Origin of the sequence: Halomonas qinghailakensis (assembly GCF_025820815.1) — a bacterium.
Taxonomy (GTDB): Bacteria; Pseudomonadota; Gammaproteobacteria; order Pseudomonadales; family Halomonadaceae; genus Vreelandella; species Vreelandella qaidamensis.
Map to the genome: position 1 here is coordinate 1,816,161 of NZ_CP096973.1, position 20,516 is coordinate 1,836,676.

General features: G+C 52.5%; 19 protein-coding genes. 11 read left to right on the forward strand and 8 right to left on the reverse strand.

What is annotated here, in order from left to right:
• Nucleotides 1-128: 128 nt before the first annotated feature.
• The 10 genes from M0220_RS08590 (at nt 129) to moaB (ending at nt 9,685) form a co-directional block, all read left to right on the forward strand.
• A complete protein-coding gene (locus M0220_RS08590) occupies nt 129-569 on the forward strand; it encodes a DUF3305 domain-containing protein (RefSeq protein WP_030071330.1) in 441 nt (146 codons plus the stop codon).
• A complete protein-coding gene (locus M0220_RS08595; RefSeq protein ID WP_264019144.1) occupies nt 566-1,210 on the forward strand; it encodes a DUF3306 domain-containing protein in 645 nt (214 codons plus the stop codon). The genes M0220_RS08590 and M0220_RS08595 overlap by 4 nt, the downstream gene beginning before the upstream one ends.
• A gap of 190 nt (nt 1,211-1,400) precedes the next feature.
• Nucleotides 1,401-3,119, forward strand: coding sequence for a 4Fe-4S binding protein (locus M0220_RS08600; RefSeq protein ID WP_264019145.1), 1,719 nt, complete (start codon nt 1,401-1,403; stop codon nt 3,117-3,119).
• 4 nt (nt 3,120-3,123) lie between these two features.
• The gene (locus tag M0220_RS08605) at nt 3,124-3,777 is read left to right on the forward strand and encodes a TorD/DmsD family molecular chaperone (RefSeq protein WP_264019146.1); all 654 of its coding nucleotides are present in this window, start codon (nt 3,124-3,126) and stop codon (nt 3,775-3,777) included.
• Between the two features lie 79 nt (nt 3,778-3,856).
• On the forward strand, nt 3,857-4,057 hold the full coding sequence (locus M0220_RS08610) for a twin-arginine translocation signal domain-containing protein (RefSeq protein ID WP_030071324.1): 201 nt from the start codon (nt 3,857-3,859) through the stop codon (nt 4,055-4,057).
• Nucleotides 4,058-4,081: 24 nt separating this feature from the next.
• Nucleotides 4,082-6,934: a molybdopterin-dependent oxidoreductase gene (locus M0220_RS08615; RefSeq protein ID WP_264019147.1), complete on the forward strand. Its 2,853-nt coding sequence runs from the start codon at nt 4,082-4,084 to the stop codon at nt 6,932-6,934.
• Between the two features lie 72 nt (nt 6,935-7,006).
• Nucleotides 7,007-7,621: a formate dehydrogenase FDH3 subunit beta gene (gene fdh3B / locus M0220_RS08620; RefSeq protein WP_009722867.1), complete on the forward strand. Its 615-nt coding sequence runs from the start codon at nt 7,007-7,009 to the stop codon at nt 7,619-7,621.
• Between the two features lie 137 nt (nt 7,622-7,758).
• Entirely contained in the window at nt 7,759-8,748 is a 990-nt protein-coding gene (locus tag M0220_RS08625; protein ID WP_404813856.1) for a formate dehydrogenase subunit gamma, read from the forward strand.
• 87 nt (nt 8,749-8,835) lie between these two features.
• Complete coding sequence (locus M0220_RS08630) at nt 8,836-9,162, forward strand: DUF1244 domain-containing protein (protein ID WP_030071317.1); 327 nt, start codon at nt 8,836-8,838, stop codon at nt 9,160-9,162.
• Between the two features lie 4 nt (nt 9,163-9,166).
• Entirely contained in the window at nt 9,167-9,685 is a 519-nt protein-coding gene (moaB, locus tag M0220_RS08635; RefSeq protein WP_030071315.1) for a molybdenum cofactor biosynthesis protein B, read from the forward strand.
• 227 nt (nt 9,686-9,912) lie between these two features.
• Here the strand turns inward: moaB and M0220_RS08640 are convergent, their stop codons facing one another.
• Nucleotides 9,913-11,367 (reverse strand): ATP-binding protein, encoded by a 1,455-nt coding sequence (locus M0220_RS08640; protein ID WP_030071312.1) that lies wholly within the window; start codon nt 11,365-11,367, stop codon nt 9,913-9,915.
• 255 nt (nt 11,368-11,622) lie between these two features.
• Between M0220_RS08640 and M0220_RS08645 the strand changes: the two genes are divergently transcribed.
• On the forward strand, nt 11,623-12,828 hold the full coding sequence (locus M0220_RS08645; RefSeq protein WP_264019149.1) for a molybdopterin molybdotransferase MoeA: 1,206 nt from the start codon (nt 11,623-11,625) through the stop codon (nt 12,826-12,828).
• Here the strand turns inward: M0220_RS08645 and M0220_RS08650 are convergent.
• Genes M0220_RS08650 through cheB form a run of 7 tightly spaced genes read right to left on the reverse strand, consistent with a single transcriptional unit; the run spans nt 12,817 to nt 20,511 of the window.
• The gene (locus M0220_RS08650; RefSeq protein WP_264019150.1) at nt 12,817-13,227 is read right to left on the reverse strand and encodes a hypothetical protein; all 411 of its coding nucleotides are present in this window, start codon (nt 13,225-13,227) and stop codon (nt 12,817-12,819) included. The two genes, M0220_RS08645 and M0220_RS08650, sit on opposite strands and share 12 nt — an antisense overlap.
• 3 nt (nt 13,228-13,230) lie before the next feature.
• On the reverse strand, nt 13,231-13,818 hold the full coding sequence (locus M0220_RS08655) for a chemotaxis protein CheW (protein ID WP_264019151.1): 588 nt from the start codon (nt 13,816-13,818) through the stop codon (nt 13,231-13,233).
• Nucleotides 13,815-15,527 (reverse strand): diguanylate cyclase, encoded by a 1,713-nt coding sequence (locus M0220_RS08660; RefSeq protein ID WP_051690138.1) that lies wholly within the window; start codon nt 15,525-15,527, stop codon nt 13,815-13,817. The genes M0220_RS08655 and M0220_RS08660 overlap by 4 nt, the downstream gene beginning before the upstream one ends.
• Before the next feature lie 54 nt (nt 15,528-15,581).
• Nucleotides 15,582-15,938, reverse strand: coding sequence for a response regulator (locus tag M0220_RS08665; RefSeq protein ID WP_264019152.1), 357 nt, complete (start codon nt 15,936-15,938; stop codon nt 15,582-15,584).
• Between the two features lie 27 nt (nt 15,939-15,965).
• A complete protein-coding gene (locus M0220_RS08670) occupies nt 15,966-18,092 on the reverse strand; it encodes a hybrid sensor histidine kinase/response regulator (RefSeq protein WP_264019153.1) in 2,127 nt (708 codons plus the stop codon).
• Nucleotides 18,092-19,438: a CheR family methyltransferase gene (locus tag M0220_RS08675; protein ID WP_264019208.1), complete on the reverse strand. Its 1,347-nt coding sequence runs from the start codon at nt 19,436-19,438 to the stop codon at nt 18,092-18,094. The genes M0220_RS08670 and M0220_RS08675 overlap by 1 nt, the downstream gene beginning before the upstream one ends.
• Nucleotides 19,439-19,443: 5 nt before the next feature.
• Complete coding sequence (cheB, locus tag M0220_RS08680) at nt 19,444-20,511, reverse strand: chemotaxis-specific protein-glutamate methyltransferase CheB (protein ID WP_264019154.1); 1,068 nt, start codon at nt 20,509-20,511, stop codon at nt 19,444-19,446.
• Nucleotides 20,512-20,516: the final 5 nt, after the last annotated feature.

The following is a 20,516-nucleotide window of genomic DNA, read 5'->3' on the forward strand; positions in this document are numbered from 1 at the left end:
TCCTCGTTGGAACCTAATGAAAAACCATCTACGAAATAATAGTTGAGTAAAACACTCTGAGTTGACGATGATGGCGCTCAAAAGGCTTACTTGTCTACCCGTTCAAGGTCTAAGGTGGTCTATTTCGTATGAGTGATAATCTGCGTTCGTTGAGTATTACCTTGGTAGCCGAACCCAAGCAGGTCAGAGGGTTTAATTTAACGCAGTGGCGTATTGCTGATCTCGCCCTGGGAGGGGAAGGCGACAATGTGCTAAACCTTCAACTTTATATGACCGAGCGCGCTGCCTACCGTTTTAACCTCACTTCGGCTACGCCTAGGTTATTTGTGCGCGCTGGTTTTACCGGCCAAACACCCAAACCTGATGCCATTACCGCAAGCCAAGATGTGGCGGCGGGCTGGTTGGATGGCGAACAGCAGGTGTTGGAAGCACCGATGCCGATGGCGATTCAAATATGGCTGGAAAGTTATTTGGCACGCCATGGGGAAGCGCCGCCAGAACGGCGTAAAAAGAAGCATAAGGGAGCCGGTCGGGGCAAAGAAACGCCGACCAAGGAGCAACCCCAGTGAGCAGATTTGAACGCTGGTCACGTAAAAAGCGCGGCGTTGAAAGCGACGAAGCAGACACCGAGTTCAATAACTGTTCCATCGGCAATGCAGAGTCAGAGGCCAATGCGCTTACTACTTCCCGCGATGATGAGACGTTGGATGAGGCGTCGTTACATGAGGCGACGTTACATGAGAGGGGGCTGCAGACAGAGCCACCTGTTGACGATGCGCCGCTTGCGCCTGGCAGTTTGGATCACACCTTACCTGACCCCGATCACTTGCCCGCAGGCAGTGACTTCAGCGCGTTCATGTCGCCTGGGGTTAGCGCTGCCTTACGCCGTCGTGCCCTGAAACGGCTGTGGGCCACCGGTAACTACAACGTACGCGATGGGTTAGATGACTACGATGCTGATTACCGTCAACAGCTAAAGCCTATGGCCAGCGAACTGGCAGGCAAGCTTCGACGCTGGGCAAATAAAACAGAAGAGGCGCTAGAGCGGCCAGCAGATGCCGATGATGAAAACCGCATGGCGGACGATGCTGCTACCCCAGCAGAAGATGTTAATAGCTGTACAAGTGACGCCAATGTTGTACAAAACTCGCGACTAGACGACCAGTCTGATTCATTTGATGGCGAGGTAGACGAATGTATAAAGAAGTAATAATTTTTTTATAAACAATAGCTTAACGTAGGTTCTGCAATGAAGCGTTGAGACGCTCAAGCGCTTTAAAGTGGCAAAAAAAGCCTAGGCACCATACGCTCAAGGCAGAGAAAGCGCTAAGATATACCCTCAAAGTAAAAAACGATGACATTTAATTATAAAAAAAACGATTTTCTGACCGTGAGAATGCATGAACCAACGAATTCAACTGGCATCGATAGATGACCAGATCAATGTCACCGCTCGTGAGGCGGTGCGTCAGCGTATCTCGTGGCCGGTTAACTTAACGCCCGCTAACGTGACGTATCACAGTCGTGGCCATGCGCTGTTGCTAGGTAAGGCGCACGAGGTTAGCTATGCTGCCCGCGTGCTACAAAACCGTGGCCTCGCCTCATTGACGCTTCTGACAACCGATATCGCCCCCGACATAGCAGCTGCTAGCGAGCCGCTAATCTGTCACACGCTGACAGACCTTCAGCGATCACAGCTACGCATCACCGGCTATTTAGGTGCCTTTCGCGCTGAAGTAGCCGTTGCTGACAACGACACACTTAATTTGGCGCAAGCGCTGATTGAGCGTGAATCGTTTGACGTGGTGCTCGACGTAACGGCTGCGGACATATCGAACAGTGATCAATCCTGGGAAATCCCCCCGCCAGGCTACATTCGCCTAGACTGGCTAACCCAGGAAGCTCAACGCAACGAAATTCTGGACAGCGTTGTCGAGCTGGTTGGTGAGTTCGATAAGCCACGTTATTTTCAGGTTAATAGCGATCTTTGTGCGCACTCATCGAGTGGCAACGTTGGCTGTACGCGCTGTTTGGATGTTTGCCCAGCTGATGCTATTTCCAGTGTTCAGGGACGCATTGAATCGCGCATTGAAATTGACCCGTTCCTTTGTCAAGGGGTGGGCAGCTGTACCAGCGCTTGCCCAACCGGCGCAATTGAATTCCGCCTGCCCGAAACCCGTCGTCAGCAAGACACGTTAGCGACGTGGCTGGCTGCCTACCGCGAAGCGGGTGGTCAAGCGCCTGTTATGCGCTTTGTCACTCATGACTTCCTCGATACTGAGCGCAAAGCTGGTGTTGTTACGCCGGGCCACGTACTAGATGCTCCGCTTGAAGAGCTGGGTGCTGCTGGCCACGACCAGTGGCTTACCGCACTCGCGAACGGAGCGGCTGAAGTGCGTATTCAGTTGCACGATGAGATGCCGCCTCGTTTAACCACGTTCATCACCCATCAAGTCGCCCAAGCCCATGGGCTGCTGAAGGCACTGGGGCATGATGCTACGCGGGTTAAGTTATTGCAGCCGGAGCAGGCGGAAGAGCGCGATGCACTACCTAGCCTGACGCCGCTAACCGACGAAGCGTTACGCTTTACCGAACCCCACAAGCGCACTCGCTTTAATCAGGTGCTCGCCACACTCACAGCACTTGGGGCTCCTAGCAATGAGCGTTATGTCATGCCTGAAGGGGCTGCGTATGGCGGCATTGAGGTCGATCGTGAAGCCTGCACGCTTTGCCATGCCTGCGTTAGCAACTGCCCAACACCGGCGCTAAAAGCAGGGGGTGACACACCAGCGTTGAGCTTTCTGGAAGCTGATTGTGTGCAGTGCGGGCTGTGCGAACAGGCGTGCCCTGAAAACGCGATTACGCTGCTGCCTGGTTTTTTGGCTGCGCCGGAACGCGACACTCGGCACATTTGCCACGAAGAGGCGGCCTTTGAGTGCATTGGCTGCGGCAAGCCGTTTGCTACTGCCAGTACGGTAGCGACGATCAAAGCGAAGCTAGCTGACCATCCCTATTTCGCGGGCGATGCGCTAGCACGGCTAGAAATGTGCGAGGACTGTCGGGTCAAAGATGTGTGGAAAGCCATGATCCGTGATCCTGATGCGCAACTGAAGGTGTAACGCAATGAGTGATGCAATGCCCACACTAAGCGATACCGATGCACTGCGGGCCGATATTTATCAGCTTTTAGCCAGCCTGCTACGCCAAGCACCTGACTGCGAGCTATTAACCTGGCTCGCTAACCTAGACATTGAACAAGACGGTAGCCGTCTGGCTGAGTGCTGGGCAGCACTTTCTCACGCCGCTGGCCAAAGCAGTCCTGAGAGTCTTCAGCGCGCGCACTTTCGCCTTCTTGTTGGCGTTATTCAGGGCGAAGTAGTGCCTTACGCCTCTTGGTACCGCAACGGAGAACTAATGGAAGCCGCACTAGTGGCCCTGCGTCAGGATCTGCGGGCACTGGGGTTTGAGCGCAGCGAGCATACCTGCGAGCCAGAAGACCACCTGGCGGCTGTCTGCGAGGTCATGGCGATGCTGATTACGGCGCAAAGCGGCGAACAAACTTACTTCTTCCAACAGCACATTGCTCCTTGGGTGAAGCACTGCTTTGACGACCTTACTAAAGTAGACACTGTTTTTTACGCATCGCTTGGCCAGTTGGGCGGCGCGTTTATGGAAAGCGAACAGGCAACGTTGAGCGAAAGAGCGGCCTATCAACCGGTGCGGTTTGTGGAGCCAACGACAGACGCAGCCGGCGCGGCGCGCGACGTCACACCGTGAGTGGCAGTGCGCAGTGGTAAGCAAATAGCAAGGCCTGCGGGCCATGTATAAGAAAAAGGGCATGATAGAGGAGAAACCCATGCACACGTCACATAACCCTGAGCGCCGCCGGTTTATGAAAACCGTTGGTCTAGGTACCGCCGCCGCTGGTGCGGCCGCCGCAGTAGGTCACGTCACGCTAGCTCAAGCCGATAACACCCCCTCGGTTGAGCCTAAAAAAACAACGAATTACCACGAAACCGACCATATCCGCGCTTACTATGCGTCGCTGCGTGATTGACGGCACACTGCCAGGAGAACTGCCATGCGTCTAACTCGCAAAACCAACACTCCCAATGCTTCAGGGCTTGGAATCTCCCGTCGTCAATTCTTAAAGCGTAGTGGTGTCGCCACCGGTGGTGTAGCAGCTGCAGGCTTTATGGGTGCGCCAATGATGCAGCGCGCTGAATCGGCGACTAAAACCCCCGTATTAGATTCCCCCGTCGAAACTAAGCGCACCATCTGCTCGCACTGCTCGGTGGGCTGTGGTGTGTATGCCGAAGTTCAAGAAGGTATCTGGACAAAACAAGAGCCTGCCTTCGACCATCCGATTAATCGTGGCGCTCATTGCGCCAAAGGGGCCTCACTACGCCAGCACGGCCACTCCACTCGTCGTCTCAAGTACCCAATGAAGTTAGTGGCGGGTGAATGGCAACGGCTGAGTTGGGACGACGCGGTTAATGAAATTGGCGACAAGCTGCTTGAACTGCGTGAAGCCCACGGACCCGACAGTGTTTACTGGCTTGGCTCAGCCAAATTCAATAACGAGCAGGCGTACTTAATGCGCAAGCTGGCCTCCATGTGGGGCACCAACAACACCGATCACCAAGCGCGAATTTGTCACTCCACCACCGTGGCAGGTGTTGCAAACACCTGGGGTTACGGCGCGATGACCAATTCGCTCAATGATATGCAGAACAGCAAGGCGATTCTGTTCATCGGCTCTAACCCGAGTGAAGCTCACCCGGTAGCGATGCAGCACATTCTGATTGCTAAAGAGCGTAATAATTGCGACATCATCGTCGCGGATCCACGCTTTACGCGCACCGCAGCAAAAGCCAATAAATATGTACGTCTGCGTCCAGGCTCGGATGTTGCCTATATCTGGGGTCTGCTGTGGCACATCTTTGAAAACGGCTGGGAAGATAGTGAATATATCAGCCAGCGTGTTTACGGCATGGATGAAGTGCGCGCAGAGGTGGCACAGTTCACGCCGAGTGTCGTGGAAGACATTACTGGCGTACCGGAATCAGAGATGTTTGATGTGGCCAAACGGCTTGCTGACAATCGTCCGGGCTGTGTGGTGTGGTGTATGGGTGGTACCCAGCACACTACCGGTAACAACAACACTCGTGCGTACTGCATTTTAGAGCTGGCGCTGGGCAATATTGGTAAATCCGGTGGTGGTGCCAACATTTTGCGGGGCCACGATAACGTACAAGGTGCCACCGACCTTGGCCTAGGCTGCGACTCATTGCCAGGTTATTACGGTTTGGCCGAAGGCGCATGGCAGCACTGGTCTCAGGTGTGGGATGTCGATTATGAGTGGCTAAAAGGCCGCTTTGACGATACCGAATACGCTGATGGTAAGCCGATGTATTCTAGCGGTATTACCGTATCCCGCTGGGTAGATGGCGTACTGGAAGAAGACGAAAATATCTCCCAGCGCACCGCGCTAAAAGCAATGTTCTACTGGGGGCACGCGGTCAACTCGCAAACCCGCGGCGTGGAAATGCAAAAAGCCATGCAGAAGCTTGAGATGATGGTCATTGTTGACCCTTATCCCACGGTTGCCTCGGTGATGCATGACCGTTCTGATGGTGTTTATCTACTGCCTGCGGCGACCCAGTTTGAAACCACCGGCAGCGTGACGGCAACCAACCGCTCTATTCAGTGGCGCGACCAAGTCATTGAGCCGCTATTTGAATCAAAGCCTGATCACGAAATTATGTACCTGTTTGCCAACAAGCTTGGCTTCGGTAATGAGTTCGTGAAGAACTTTGAGATGAACGGCAACGAGCCTCTTATTGAAGACGTGCTGCGCGAAATTAACCGTGGCATGTGGACCGTTGGCTATACCGGCCAAAGCCCTGAGCGTCTCAAAGAACACCAGAAAAACTGGCATACCTTTAGCTTCGAGAACCTGCGTGCCCAAGGTGGTCCCGCCGACGGAGATTACTACGGACTGCCATGGCCGTGCTGGGGCACACCAGAGTTTAAACACCCCGGCTCGCCCAACCTGTATGACACTAGTGTGCCTGTCATGGAAGGCGGCATGGGTTTCCGCGCCCGTTTTGGTATTGAGCGCGACGGCGTTAATTTGCTGGCTGAAGGCTCAGCGCCGGTTGGTGGTGAGATTGATGACGGCTACCCCGAATTTACCGACCAGCTGCTTAAAGACCTCGGTTGGTGGAATGATCTGACCGATATTGAGAAAGTGGCCGCTGAAGGCAAAAACTGGAAAACCGATCTTTCTGGCGGTATCCAACGGGTGGCGATTGGACGAGGCTGTGCGCCTTATGGCAACGCGAAAGCGCGCGCAGTGGTATGGACTTTCCCAGATGCCGTGCCAAAACACCGTGAGCCGCTTTACACCACCCGTCGTGATCTGGTCGAACGCTATCCCACGTGGGATGACTTTGACTCGATTATGCGTCTGCCCACGCTGTACAAAACCATTCAGGATCGCGATAACAGCGCCGATTATCCGATCATTCTCACGTCAGGTCGTTTGGTCGAGTATGAAGGGGGCGGTGAAGAAACACGCTCCATGTCTTGGCTAGCTGAGCTGCAGCAAGAGATGTTTGTCGAGATGAACCCAGCCGATGCCAACGATATTGGCGTACGCGACGGTGACGACGTATGGGTGGAAGGTGCCGAAGGTGGCCGTGTGAAAGTGAAAGCGCTGGTGACGCAGCGAGTGGATCGTAAGGTCGCCTTTATGCCGTTCCACTTTGGCGGCATGTTCCAAGGTGAGAGCCTGCGTGATCGGTATCCGGATGGGTCTGACCCGTACATTATTGGTGAAGCGGCGAACACCGCCACGACCTATGGCTATGACCCGGTGACACTCATGCAAGAAACCAAGTGCACCATCTGCCGAATTGAGCGCGCTTAAGCTAATAAACGTCTCGACTGACCTGACAGAACCCAGCGTGGCCTAGTGCCGCGCTGGTGAGAGGAGAACACCATGGCTCAAATGAAATTTATGTGTGACGCCGAGCGCTGCATCGAGTGCAACGGCTGTGTCACCGCCTGTAAAAACGCCAATGATGTAGAGTGGGGCATTCAGCGACGCCGCGTGGTGACGCTTAATGACGGCGAAGCGGATGAAATGTCGATTTCAGTTGCTTGTATGCACTGTGACGACGCGCCCTGTATGGCCGTTTGTCCGACCGACTGCTTCTATAAAACCGACGATGGCATCGTGCTGCACGATAAAGACTTGTGCATTGGCTGTGGCTACTGTCTTTATGCGTGCCCCTTTGGCGCACCGCAGTTCCCTCAGCAGAATGCATTTGGTGAGCGCGGAAAAATGGACAAGTGCACTTTCTGTGCAGGCGGCCCAGCAGAGAGCAAAGAGGAAGAGTACGAGAAGTACGGCTCCAACCGCATCGCGGAAGGCAAGCTGCCGCTATGCGCGGAAATGTGCTCTACCAAAGCCCTTCTAGCGGGTGATGCTCAAGATGTTGCCGATATTTTCCGTCAGCGTGTCGTCCATCGTGGCCATAAAGATGGTGCTTGGTCGAATAACCCCCAGGCCAGTACTGACAACCTTGCCTACGATGCTGCCCGTAAAGGGTAAGGAGGCGTGTCATGACATCAATGACCATAACAACAACGACCTCTCAGGTGCCTTCACAGGCACCTTGGTTGAGGGCGTTTTTCCAGCGCTGTTGGCGTGTCGGCATCCTGTTACTGCTGGTGGTTGCAAGTCTTGGCATGTCTCAACTAGCGGTTGCCCAAGCTGATACAGACCGCGAAATGGTAACCGCTGCTCCTGGTATTAGTGCCGACCAGTGGCGGCAGGTTCGCAGTGGAGAAACAGGGCCTAACTATCGCGACTCGCGTTTTGACAGTAACTACAACCTGATTAATTCAAGTGGTGAAACTTGGCGGCAGATCCGCAACCGTTGGGTGTCACCGTTTGGGTTGATTACGGTTGGTGGGATGATTGCAGTGATTGCGCTGTTCTACTTTATTGTTGGGCGCAAACACCTCGATGAACCGCGCACAGGGCGAAAGCTTTTTCGCTGGTCGTTGCTTATGCGGTCGCTTCACTGGACCGTGGCTACGCTGTTTATCACCTTAGCGTTAACCGGTTTGAATCTGCTATTTGGTAAATTTGTGTTTCGCACGCTGTTTGGCGATGCCGTTTGGGCGTGGATGATCTCCGCTTCCAAAGTACTGCATAACTACCTCGGCCCGGTGTTTGGCATCCTGTTGGTGGTGCTGCTGCTCAAATTGCTGAAAGACAACATTCCGAAAAAGCACGATTTGCAGTGGTTCAAAATGGGTGGTGGGCTGGTGGGTAAAGGCCACCCAGATGCAGGCTTTGCCAACGGTGGTGAGAAAGCGTGGTACTGGCTGTTAGCAACTGCTGGGTTGGTAGTGGTAGCCAGTGGCTTTGTACTCGACTTCCCCAACTATGGCCAAGGCCGTGACACTATGCAGTGGGCAAATATTATCCACGCAGTGGGTGCGCTGGGTTTAACGGCGGTTGCGCTAGGCCATATTTATATTGGCACCGTCGGAACGGAAGGTTCACTGGAAGGTATGACCACAGGCTATGTCGATGAAACCTGGGCCAAAGAGCACCACAACTTGTGGTACGAAGAGGTCAAAGATCAAGCCCTAAGCGAAGAAGAAGTCGCGGCACAAAAAGCGGGTAGCAGTAGTGGTGGCGATGTTTCCGCCACTAAGCCTAGCTAAGCCGTTTGCTGAAACGCTTTTCGACACCGCCTTCGGGCGGTGTCTTTTGTTATGCTGCTTCACAGTCACTTGATAAGAGGATCGGTAATGTCATCGTTCAATGAACTAGACCAAACCACGCGTACAGAACTAGAAGCTGCCGCGTTTCGCCGCTTGCTACAACATTTAGACGATAATAAAGATGTGCAAAATATCGACCTAATGATTCTTGCTGACTTCTGTCGTAACTGCCTATCTAAATGGCTAGTTACGGCAGCAGATGAGCAAGGTAAAGCACTGGACTATGACGCTGCCCGTGAGTATGTCTACGGCATGCCCTACAGCGAATGGAAAGCCCACTACCAAGGTACCGCAACTCCTGAACAGCTAGCCGCATTAGAGGCTCGCCAAGCCCAGAAAAAAGCCAAGGAGTAAGCCCATGGACAGCATGGAGCCCTTAAAAATAGCGGTATTGACGGTATCGGATACGCGCACGGAAGAGACCGACCGCTCTGGACAAGCGCTGGTACAACGTTTAACCGAAGCAGGTCACACCCTAGCCGAAAAGCGCATCGTGCCAGATGACGTCTACCAAATCCGCGCGGTCGTTGCCCAGTGGATTGCCGATGCCAACGTTCAGGTGGTGATTACCACGGGCGGCACTGGCTTTACGGGGCGTGACTCGACGCCTGAGGCGGTGTCCGTGCTACTGGATAAGCGTATTGAGGGATTCGGTGAACGTTTTCGCCAGCTGAGTGGTGATGAGATTGGTAGTTCAACCATTCAAAGCCGCGCGTTAGGTGGCTTCGCTAATGCCACAGTCATGTTTTGCCTGCCAGGTTCAACCGGCGCCTGCCGCACTGGTTGGGACGGCATTTTGGCGGAACAACTCGACAGCCGCCACAAACCCTGCAACTTCGCCAACCTCGTCATTCCAGGTCGGGGGCAGCATGGCTGAAAGCGTTCGTGTTTATAGCTGTTACTAGCTGAAAAGTAAGGCTACAATTTTCTAATGTCACATGGCCTGCCCCTGAAGGCCATGTGACAGTGTTCTTTCTTGGCGCTCTGCCTGCCGTAGGATCAAGAATGGATCAAGAAAACTAAAAGTCTAACTCATTAATTAACATAGTTTTTAGAGAAGAAAAACGTAAGTTAGCTAGAATGAATCAAAACACGATCAAGAAATCATGCCCACTGCGGGACGTAACCTGCTCTTGGGTGCTCGGGATCTGCTTCGCGTATTAATCCAGCTTCTTTTGCCTTTTTAATGACCACAGATGCTTGAGAAGCATTGCGGCTTTCAATTCCGAATCGCGCGCATAATGTCGCGTTCTTCATTCGCTCCCCTGTTAAAAATTTAAGCACAGCATGCTGGTAGCATGCCCTGGTACGCTCTTCTGGTGTCATCTGGGCAAAGTGGCGAGGCCCGTAAAGCACGACCTGCATGGCGTTACCTTCTTCTCGAAACAGCGGTGGAGGCAACTGGAACATTTCAATGGAAGCAATCACTTTATCCAGGCCGCTACCTTGCTCTTCACACATCCCCATTCGCCGCATCAGCGACGCTAGCGCTTCATTTCTCGAACGGGGCGGGAGATCAATCATTCTGTCTGCGGGCACTAATGGCTTACCAGGGTTAGTTATCTCTATGCGATCTTGAAAAACTTCGATCTGCGGGCCAGCTCCAGAAATAGTCATATTCTGATGGATCAGCGCATTGGCAATCACTTCACGAACCGCGATGGTCGGAAATAACGGCTCTTCGGTGCGTAGTGCTACATCTATATGTTCATTTTTCGGCAGAATGCTGTTAATAAACTCAATGAGTCCTTCAAAACCAACGGCATAGCCTTTTTTACCTTCTACTCGGTGGCTTACCTGCGCTGCACGATTTTTTCCTAGATAAGCAGTGAAACGGACTGCTTTACGCGCCAAAGCGCTATCAAACTGAGTGAGGTCGGCAGCGAAAAGAATGGCACCTAGGTTGGTGATGTTCCAGTGTCCACCCACATCTTGGTGAATCAGGCGTTCGGCTGCTAGCTTATCGAAAATTCCCTGTCGATTATCTGGCAATGGTTGTTTGGTGAGTTTGAAATAGCTACTGTAATCCAGCAGATCCAATACATCATCACCGCTGATGTATTGCCGTGCCACTGCGTGCTCCCAGGTGTAGGGTCGCAGACGCTCAATAAGTTGCTGATAACGCTCTGGATAGTCTGTTAGCTTAGGAGTTGCGCTACCAATTCGAATGTAAGGGATGTTTTTAAAAGCAACGGGCGCAGCGGTCGCTGCAGGTATTTCTAGAATAACCACATTGCCATGCGGATGTTCGATACGTCTAAATTGGAATGGAATGCTGGGTTGTAATTGTCGTGCCAGCCAAAACGCCAGTTCTTGCCCATTAGCCTTTTGTGTATGTGGATTGAATTTAGACCCGATCACGCTAAGCGTTGCATCGTCAATTCCCCAAAGCATGTAAGCGGTATCCTTACCAATCAGGCGTGCCGCATTAGCCAACGCTGAACAGCGGACCCCAATCATCTCAGGTTCAAAATTATCTTTTTTGAACTCTAACCAATCGGTTTCAGAACCTTGAGCTAATAGCTCATTGATCAAATCAGTATCGCGTTGCTGGGACATAGCGCTAGGCTCTCTTTTTTGGGTGACTGCCCAACGGCACCAGCGATTCTTTTTGTCTTAGGCTGCTTGGAATGCCGCTTAGTGAAGACATTAGCTAGCTGTTTCTATCCGTTGATCGTGGCATTCTACCTATACCGATCATCTAATTCTTGGGTTTCACTACTTCAATTTTCCTGTTTTTAGAGACGACTATGCCACTACTTCATAATAACCAGCTTATGTTTAACAACCTCGTCATTCCAGGCCGGGGGCAGCATGGCTGAGTTACAGCCGATAAGTGCCGCGCTTGAAGCGCTGCTAGCCGATGTCACTCCGCTTGGCGCTGAGCGTGTGCCGCTTGATGCGGCAGCTGGGCGTGTGTTGACCGACGCTGTTAACGCACAGCTAGACGTCCCGCCATTTGATAACAGCGCAATGGATGGCTACGCGCTTCGTGCCAGTGATGCGGGCAAGTGGCTGCCGATCAGCCAGCGTATTGCGGCGGGCAGCCCCGCTGTACCCTTGGCACCAGGCAGTTGTGCGCGCATTTTTACCGGCGGTGAGATTCCTGATGGCGCCGACTGTGTAGTGATGCAAGAGCGGGTAACGCAGCACGGTGACCAAGTATTGATGCCGGATGCACTGCCGGTGGGCGACAACGTGCGCCGCCAAGGGCGTGATGTACACCAGGGGGAGCTGCTGCTGGCGGCAGGCGAGCGCCTGGAGGCGGCAGCGCTGGGGCATTTGGCGGGGCAAGGAATTACCCAGGTGAGCGTGCGTCGTCGGCCGAGAGTAGCGCTACTGTCGACGGGTGACGAAATAGTTGACCCTGGCACGCCGTTAAAGCCAGGTCAGCTATATAACTCTAATCGGCCGATGCTGAAACGATTGCTAGAAAACTTTGGTGCGGAGGTGGTACAGCGGGTTAGTGTGCCTGACGATTATGCCCAGACGGTCAAATTATTAACGCAAGCCGCCTCCGTCGCTGATGTGGTTGTCAGCACCGGTGGGGTTAGCGTCGGAGAAGAAGATCATGTTAAGGCTGCGCTGGAATCGCTAGGCCAATTAGATATGTGGAAACTGGCGATTCGCCCAGGAAAACCGTTGGCGCTAGGCCGTCTGCCACGTGAAGATGGCAGCGAGGCGCGTTTTGTAGGGCTGCCGGGTAACCCTGTTTCTGGGTTTGTGGGCGCGTGGTTGTTTTTACGTCCTTTGATGGGAAGCCTACTGGGTTGCTCAGCGTTGAGCGCCTTGCCTGCCCTAATGGCCACGGCTAATTTCAACACGAGTACTGGCCCACGCCAGCACTATATGCGTGTTGCGCTGCGGTTTAGCGAGGAGGGCGTCATAGCTGATGCGTTTGAAGACCAAAACTCAGGCGTGCTTTCATCGTGTATTAGTGCTGACGCATTAGCGGTGATTGACCCGCACCAGCAGATAGAGAAAGGCACGCCGGTTCGCTGTTTATGGTTACAGCGTTAGGTCTGGTTTAAGCGCTGCGCCATCAAATAACAAGCGTACCGTTTGGTTGGCCAACGCTAAGCCTCGTAGAGCGGGGCTTGCGTGGCGTGCAGCAATTAGAGCGGGCAATGGAAACAGTTCCACTATTGGCGTATGTGCTAAAACAACTTCTCCCGAGACACCTAACTGCCAAGCGCCATCGGCATCTTGCAGGGTGAGCCAGTGAGTAGGGGCTATGCTTATTAGTTGAGTATTAAGCAGTAGGCGCTCAGCATTGGCGCATCGTGGTAAGCGGGCTATGTTCGCTAACCCAGTGATATGACGTGCTTCAATGGCGGCCAGGGTCTTGCCAGCACTAAATAGCACTAAGGCAACATGGGACGGTGGGTCTGAGGAGTGCTTCGGTGCACCATTTACCATGACTTACCCTAAGCCTTGCTGATAAGCACTGAATAACGCGTCTGGGTCGAGTAGAACAATGGCTGCGCTGCGTTTTTCAGAATAACCTTCAGCTGCTTCTCTCTCGCTCTCTTCCGGCGTTGCTTCAGGTTGCCAGAGCCCACTTACATAGGGCGTTAACTGGCTGGAAAGGGTGTCTGGGGCGGGTTTCAGCGTGCTTATCGGAATGTCGCAAACATCGTCTAAATGGTCGATACGAACGGCGCTACGAATGCCTGCCGCGGTAACTAATAACAGCATGCCCGTTTGTTCTGCAGGGGGAAGCTCAAGCAGTGACCGCAGCGTCATCACCGATTCAATGTTGCCGCGTAAGTGAATCACACCTTCCATCGAGGCGGGCAGCCCAGGCACAAAATACACGGGTTGGTCACCGTTCAAAATTTCATTGACCGCACTGCCAGGGAAGGCGAAGCGTTGACCTGCTAAACGAAATAGCACCAACTGCTGGCAGGGTTCGTCCACATCAATAATCGACTCGTCGTTACTCTGGCGTGCTAGCGCTTCTTCAAGAGAGATAGCTTGTGCATCACGTTGTGGAGCAGTATCGGTCATTGTTTTCCCGTGTCACGTTGTGCTGCGCTACGATGGTTTGGGTCATGCTCTTTACTGATCACTACTTGATTACGCCCTTGCCGCTTAGCAAGGTAAAGCGCTTGGTCTGCGCTAAGGCGTAACGCTTCAGTGGAAGGTTGGTTAGGAAAACTGCTAATGCCTGCACTGAAGGTGCAGCGAAAGCGCTCTCCACCGGCATGAAAATCCACTAGTTCAAAATCGTGGCGCAGTTCATCAATAAGTTCGGCTGCGCGTTCTGCAGTGATCCCTTTTAGTAATACAACAAACTCTTCCCCACCATAGCGTCCAATAATATCGGATACGCGCAAGCGAGTTTTTAGCAGCCGAGCCAGTGTGATAATGACCTGATCACCCGCTAAGTGCCCATGGGTATCATTGACGGTTTTAAAATGATCGATATCCAGCATGGCCATGGCGTGCTGGCTGCCTTCGCGATAGGCATGGGCGAGGGCTTTACCGATCATGTCAGTGGTGGTGCTATGGTTATAAAGCCCCGTCATGCTGTCTTGGGTCATCAGAGAGCGCAGTAAATGCAAGCGTTCGGCACGCAGCTGTACCGCAGAGACCAGTTCATCGGGGGTAACAGGCTTAGTAATAAAGGCCTCTACGCCTGCGGTCATGGCCGAAAGCTGCTTTTGGCTGTCTGTTTCGCTAGATAGATAAATAATCGGCAGGCCAATATGCGCGGATTGCTGGCGAATAATCGTCGCCAGCTCTTCCCCAGAACACACTGGCATATAGACATCAATTAGTAGTAAGTCAGGACTAAAACGGTCCAGCGCCGCTAACGCATCCGCAGGGTGATTAACCTGCTGAACAATCATACCTGCTTCTTCAAGAATCAATGAGTGATAGGCCGCCGCTTCTGGCTCATCATCCACGACCAATACGCGCAGAGGCTCTTCATCTAGTGGAGTGGTGAGTTCATCGATGGCTAACATTAAATCCAGTGGCTTAATGGGCTTAGTAAAGTAGCCATTGCAGCCAGCACGAACAGCGCTCAGCCGTGAATAAAAATCGCCGTAGGATGACAATACAATAGAAGGCAGCCGTTCTCCGGTGAGCTTGTTCAGGCTGGTCAGCGTTTCAGTACCCGCGGTGTTACCTTGAGGAAACTGCACATCCATGATGATAGCGTCGGGTCGACGGGTAATGACCGCGTTAAAGAAAGATTCGGTGTCTTCAAAATGAACCACTTCATGGCCGAAACAGCGCAGATGATGCAGCAGCTGACTAACTTGGTCGGGTTCGTCGTCGCATAAATAGATTAGCCGTTGACGCTTACTGCGTGGCTGTGCAATGGCCGATGACAGCTCAATACTGTTAAGCGATGCCAGCACCGTCTGCTGGCCTTGCTGGGACTGCAAATACTTAATTTCCTCGGCAAGCTGTTGAAAAAGCTGAGGTATCAAGCTGTTTAATGTAGGTGGAGTAGGGCTTGTTTTTAGCGCTTCTTCGCCTTGATTGGCTAACATCGCGATGCGCTCAAAGCCTAACGAGCGCCCTGTACCTTTTAAGCTGTGGAAAAAGCGATGGAGTTCAGGCGCTAAGCGTGACTCTGCCTCCAGCGACAGGTGGCTTTGTTGCCACTTGTCGGCGGTTTGCTGTAAACGTGCTGGCAGCTGTTCAATAAAACGGTGGCGCAAATGGTTCAGCTTTTCGTGCAGCGTCGGAGCAGAGGATGACATCAGACTACCTGTTTATGTGGGCAAACGATGCGTCGTGAAGCAGATAGCTTAGGTTTAACCATTGAGCGCTTGGGTCACGGCATGTTGGAGTGTAGAGGTTAGCTGCGCATCTTTTTGTAAGCAGGCGTTCAAACCTGGTGTTTGCAGTAGCTCTGGCTCAGGGGTGTCGCCGCTGAGTAAAATAAAAGGCAGAAAAACGTCTTGTTCACGCAACATTTCCAAAAATTCGATGCCATTAATAAGCGGCATATGCATGTCGCTGACAATAAGCTCGATAGTATCCAGGTTGTCCAAGTGTTGAACAGCCTCCATGGCATCATTGGCCATGATCGTTGTATAGCCTTGAAACTCAAGTAACGCTGCTGTCATTTCACAGGCTAATGGGTCGTCGTCTACGACCAAAATTTGCATGATTACCCCCCCCACCATGAAGTGTGCTTAGCCGAGTAAAGCTCTCAGCGTGTCCACTAAATTATTTTGATCAAAACTACCTTTAACAATATAGGCATCAGCGCCTACTTCAATGCCACGTCGGCGATCCGCTTCTTTTTCTCGTGATGTAATAATGATAATAGGCTTATAACGATAAAGCTCATTTTCTCGCAGACTTGCAGTCAGTGCAAAACCATCCATGACCGGCATTTCGACATCGGTTAGCACGGCATCAAACGAATCAGCAAGGGCTTTATTAAGCCCATCACGGCCATTTTCTGCCAGTGTGACCTGATAGCCCCATGCCTCTAAAACGTCTTTTTCAATTTCACGGGTGTTCAGTGAGTCATCGACAACCAGTATACGATGCGCCTGGAGCGGTTGTTCCGTTTTCACTAACGTCCGTGGTGCATAGCGACGTGAGTGCTCCAGTAATGTTGGTACATGTAAAAGGCTGACCAGCGTATTGCGCCCCAGAGTGACCATACCCGATACCAACGGCAAATGGCGTAAATGGGCGGGTAAAGGCTTAATCACCATATCGCGTTCATCCACTAACGCATCGATAATTAACGCGAGTTTTTGATGACGCTGATGTACGACAAGTAATAGCAAATTATCAGCAGTAGAGGGCGTGTAGGAAAGGCCTAATAATTCTGCGAGAGAAACGACTGGCACAAATTCGTTACGTAAGATTAGTGTTTTTTGCCCAGCAGCATCGATAAAGTTCGTTGATAGATGCTCTACAAGCTCTGATACATAAGGTGCCGTGATACCTAGCGTGATGGCACCCACTTTTATCAACAGAACACGCATCATGGCCAGCGATAAAGGCAGGCGCAGGGTAAAGCAGGTGCCTTTGCCGGAATGGCTGGAAAGATGTAAATCACCGTTGAGTTCATCAATAACGGTTCGTTTGACGACATCCATGCCCACGCCGCGGCCTGAAAAATCGGTAATCAGCGGTTTGGTTGAAAAGCCGGGCAGGAAAATAAGCTCTAGGGTTTCCTGTTCGGTTAGGGCAAGCAACTGCTCTTCGCTGAGCAGCTGCTTGGAGAGCGCCTTGCGGCGTACCGCTTCTAGGGAAATACCCGCGCCGTCATCGCGCATTTCAATCACTACCCAGCTGCCGTCTTGCCATGCCTCTAGCGACAACTGCCCCCGAGCAGGCTTACCCGCTGCTTGGCGTTCATCGGGTGCTTCCAAACCGTGATCTAGTGCATTCCGCAGCAGATGAATAAGCGGGTCCGACAGGCGATCTATCATTTGTCGGTCAAGTTCAATTTCACTGCCGTGAACACGGCAATTAACCTGTTTGCCTAGCGAATGGGCAAGGTCTCTGGCCATTTGGGATAAGGGGTCAAACACCACGCTCAACGGTAACATACGCATCTGCAGTGCTCGATCATGAAGGTCACTCATTAGCCCGTCGTGGGAAAGCACGCTGTCTTTCAGCTCGCGGCTAAAGGCGTTAAAGGGGGCCTGCTGATCTTTGGGAAGAGCCGCGCCGAGGCTGCGAGCTTGTTCTACCAGGGAGTGCAGATGATGGTGCCCTGATAATACTTCGCCCATTAGGCGAATCACGTCATCCAAACGGTCAAGGCGCACGCGTACCGTATCTGTTAAACGCAGTTCTTGAGCCGGAAGTGCTGGGCTCTTTGTGGTAGGCGGTGTAACGCTAGGTTCGCTGTTCACGGGTGCTGCTGTTTCAGGGAGCCGTTCAGACGTTGGGGTTAGCTTTCCCGCAGCGGCGTTTTCCAGCGCTTGGCAGAGCTGGCTATCAGCCTCGGGTAGCTCTGCGGGTGGCACATTTTGGGCAAGTTGACTGACCAGGTCCGACAGGGCATCCGTCGCCTGATTTAAAAGACATGTGATATCCGGCGAGGCGGTTTGTGATCCGTCACGCAGTGCGCTTAATAACTCTTCAGTGCTGTGAGCGATCGCTGTAATGGGCGTCAGCTTCAGCATACGTGAAGAGCCTTTCAGCGTATGAGCAGCGCGAAATAGCTCGTTAATTCGCTCTTGCTGGGTGTCGCCTTGTTCAAGTGCTTCGATACCTTCCCTTAAACGGGGCAAGTGATCCGACGCTTCTTCAATAAAGCGCTGAATAAAGCGTTTAATATCCAGTGCCATTAACCCACTCCCTGTGTGGCCGTTTGTGCACGAAGGTGACGAGTTGCCAAAAAGTAGGCATCCCCAGGTGAGATAGGCGGCTCAATGATCGTTAACCCACCATCGGCCTGTTTTGAGGCATCCAATAGGCGAATAACCGCTGCGTAGCCACGCTGACGCTGCGTTGGGGCATCGTTAAGCTCGCCTAAACGGAAAAGTTCGGCTTGAAAAAAGTGCGCTGGCCAGCACTCCGGAGCCACATAAATAGCGCGCTTGAAATAATCATAGGCATCCGTAAAGCCCTGCTGCCAACGAGCAACTAAACCTGCCAGTAGCAGCGCATCAACACTCCAAGGTTGTTGGGCTAACAGTTTGGAAAGTAGCGCGGCGGCTTCAGAAAACGCGTTCTGGTTGAGTAACTGATGAGCCTGCAGTAAGGCTTCGTTAAACGACGTCAGCGACTCGAACTCAGCGTTATCCTCAGGGGGTGAATAATTATCTACCTGCACCGGCGGGACTAGCCACTCATCATCGTTATCGTGTGGCTCATCATTAGCCGGTAGAGCGCTGGCCTGCGCCTCCTGGAAGAAAAACACCCCCTGGGCCTGCTGTAGTTCCAAAACGCCCAGATCGTTGCCTAAGGTTTCCGTGACGCCACACAACAAAACGCCATTTGGCGCCAGTAACTGTTGCAAATGGCGCTGTATATCGCGTCGGGTCGATTCGTCAAAATAGATCGATACATTGCGAAATAAGATAACGTCGAAGAGGCCGATTTTGTCAGTATTTGGCTGTAACACGTTGAACGAGCGAAAAGTTATCCACTGACGAAGCGTCTCCTCTATTTTGAAGCGTCGACCCTCTGGGCGAAAATAGCGGTGTTTAAGCGCAGGGCTCAGTGCCCGAAACGACATGCCGCTGTAAATGCCCTGTTGGGCTTTGCTAAGTACCTGCTGATCAACATCTCCGCCGGTAATATGGAAGAGTTGTTTGGCACGTTCGCCGTAACGCTCAAACAGCGCAATAGCGATACTGTAGGGTTCTTCGCCCGATGAGCAGCCCGCGCTTAGAATGGCCAGTGGCTTACCTTTTTCAGCTAGTCGCTTTGGAAGATGAACATCGGCTAACCAATCAAGTGCCTCTGGTTCTCGATAAAAGTAGGTTTCGTTTACCGTTAACTGGCTAATAAAATGATTAAACAACACGTCGTTTTGCGCTAATTGCGCAATAAGTGATGATGTATCAGATACGTTGGTTTCGGCTTGAAGAGTATCAATGGCTTTCACTAAACGAGCTTCAGCAAGGCCTTCTAAGTGTAAACCACAGCGACGGCGTACGAGATCCTTAAACGGCGTTAGCGAATGTATGGAACTCATAGCGGCTGCATCCACGAAGATGCCCGTTGACCGCTTGATTCATGAATAAGCCTATCAGGTAGCTCATCAAGCGCCACAATGTGTTGAATAACACCGGCATTCACCGCTTCTTGGTTCATCCCATAGATGACCGAGCTAGCTTCATTTTGAGCAAAGGTGCTACCGCCCGCTAGGTGTATGGCACGCACCCCATTAACGCCGTCGCGTCCCATGCCCGTTAAAATGACACCAATTGCCTCCGGACCATATACATTGGCAACGCTCGTTAACAGCGCATCGCAGCTAGGGTGGTAGAGCGCATTGTCAGGCCCTTGTTGTAACTGTAGGCGGTGATTAGGCGTTACATGGAGGTTAGTTTCCGACGGCGATAGATAAATACACCCTGGTTTGAGCGGTTCACCATGTTGAGCAACGCGAACTGGCATTGAACATAGTGATGCTAGCCAGTGCGCCATGCCTTCAATAAACCCATGGCTGATATGTTGAGCAATCACCACTGGCGCAGGAAAGTTGGCGGGCAGCTTACTCAGTAAATGGGCCAATGCCTGCGGCCCACCGGTAGAGCAAGCAATAGCGACGATGCGTTGAAACGCTTTCGGCATAGTGGGGTGACAGACAGGTGGTGCGTTTATCGCCACAACAGGCATAACCGAGGTGGGGCGGCGCCGTAGGCGAGTAATCACGGCTACTCCCGACAGCAGTCGAACACGCGCGAGTAGTCGTTGTGCGTCTTCATCATCAAGGGTCGGCTTCTGCATAACCTCTAGCGCGCCAACATCAAGCGCACGATAAGCTGTTTCGGCATCAGAGCGGTCGCTTACCACCAGGATCGGCACCCCTTTGGTATGCATAATTTCTTCAATGGCGCTGAGACCGTCCATCACCGGCATATTCAGATCCATGGTGATTAACTGCGGCGCTAAGCGACGGGCAAGTTCCACCGCTTCACGCCCGTTAGTGGCTTCACCAACAATCTCAATATCGCCATCGCGGGTGAGGATGTTACGCAGCACATCGCGCGCTAGTTGACTGTCGTCCGTGATCACTACCCGGATTGCACTCATCACGG

What these genes read in the sequence shown, in the direction of transcription:
- M0220_RS08630 (WP_030071317.1), top strand. Translation starts at nt 8,836, where the DNA reads ATGTCATCGTTCAATGAACTAGACCAAACCACGCGTACAGAACTAGAA.
- fdh3B (WP_009722867.1), top strand. Translation starts at nt 7,007, where the DNA reads ATGGCTCAAATGAAATTTATGTGTGACGCCGAGCGCTGCATCGAGTGC.
- moaB (WP_030071315.1), top strand. Translation starts at nt 9,167, where the DNA reads ATGGACAGCATGGAGCCCTTAAAAATAGCGGTATTGACGGTATCGGAT.
- cheB (WP_264019154.1), bottom strand. Translation starts at nt 20,511, where the DNA reads ATGAGTGCAATCCGGGTAGTGATCACGGACGACAGTCAACTAGCGCGC.
- M0220_RS08625 (WP_404813856.1), top strand. Translation starts at nt 7,759, where the DNA reads ATGTCTCAACTAGCGGTTGCCCAAGCTGATACAGACCGCGAAATGGTA.
- M0220_RS08610 (WP_030071324.1), top strand. Translation starts at nt 3,857, where the DNA reads ATGCACACGTCACATAACCCTGAGCGCCGCCGGTTTATGAAAACCGTT.
- M0220_RS08650 (WP_264019150.1), bottom strand. Translation starts at nt 13,227, where the DNA reads ATGGTAAATGGTGCACCGAAGCACTCCTCAGACCCACCGTCCCATGTT.
- M0220_RS08640 (WP_030071312.1), bottom strand. Translation starts at nt 11,367, where the DNA reads ATGTCCCAGCAACGCGATACTGATTTGATCAATGAGCTATTAGCTCAA.
- M0220_RS08615 (WP_264019147.1), top strand. Translation starts at nt 4,082, where the DNA reads ATGCGTCTAACTCGCAAAACCAACACTCCCAATGCTTCAGGGCTTGGA.
- M0220_RS08655 (WP_264019151.1), bottom strand. Translation starts at nt 13,818, where the DNA reads ATGACCGATACTGCTCCACAACGTGATGCACAAGCTATCTCTCTTGAA.
- M0220_RS08600 (WP_264019145.1), top strand. Translation starts at nt 1,401, where the DNA reads ATGAACCAACGAATTCAACTGGCATCGATAGATGACCAGATCAATGTC.
- M0220_RS08670 (WP_264019153.1), bottom strand. Translation starts at nt 18,092, where the DNA reads ATGGCACTGGATATTAAACGCTTTATTCAGCGCTTTATTGAAGAAGCG.
- M0220_RS08645 (WP_264019149.1), top strand. Translation starts at nt 11,623, where the DNA reads ATGGCTGAGTTACAGCCGATAAGTGCCGCGCTTGAAGCGCTGCTAGCC.
- M0220_RS08665 (WP_264019152.1), bottom strand. Translation starts at nt 15,938, where the DNA reads ATGCAAATTTTGGTCGTAGACGACGACCCATTAGCCTGTGAAATGACA.
- M0220_RS08660 (WP_051690138.1), bottom strand. Translation starts at nt 15,527, where the DNA reads ATGTCATCCTCTGCTCCGACGCTGCACGAAAAGCTGAACCATTTGCGC.
- M0220_RS08590 (WP_030071330.1), top strand. Translation starts at nt 129, where the DNA reads ATGAGTGATAATCTGCGTTCGTTGAGTATTACCTTGGTAGCCGAACCC.
- M0220_RS08605 (WP_264019146.1), top strand. Translation starts at nt 3,124, where the DNA reads ATGAGTGATGCAATGCCCACACTAAGCGATACCGATGCACTGCGGGCC.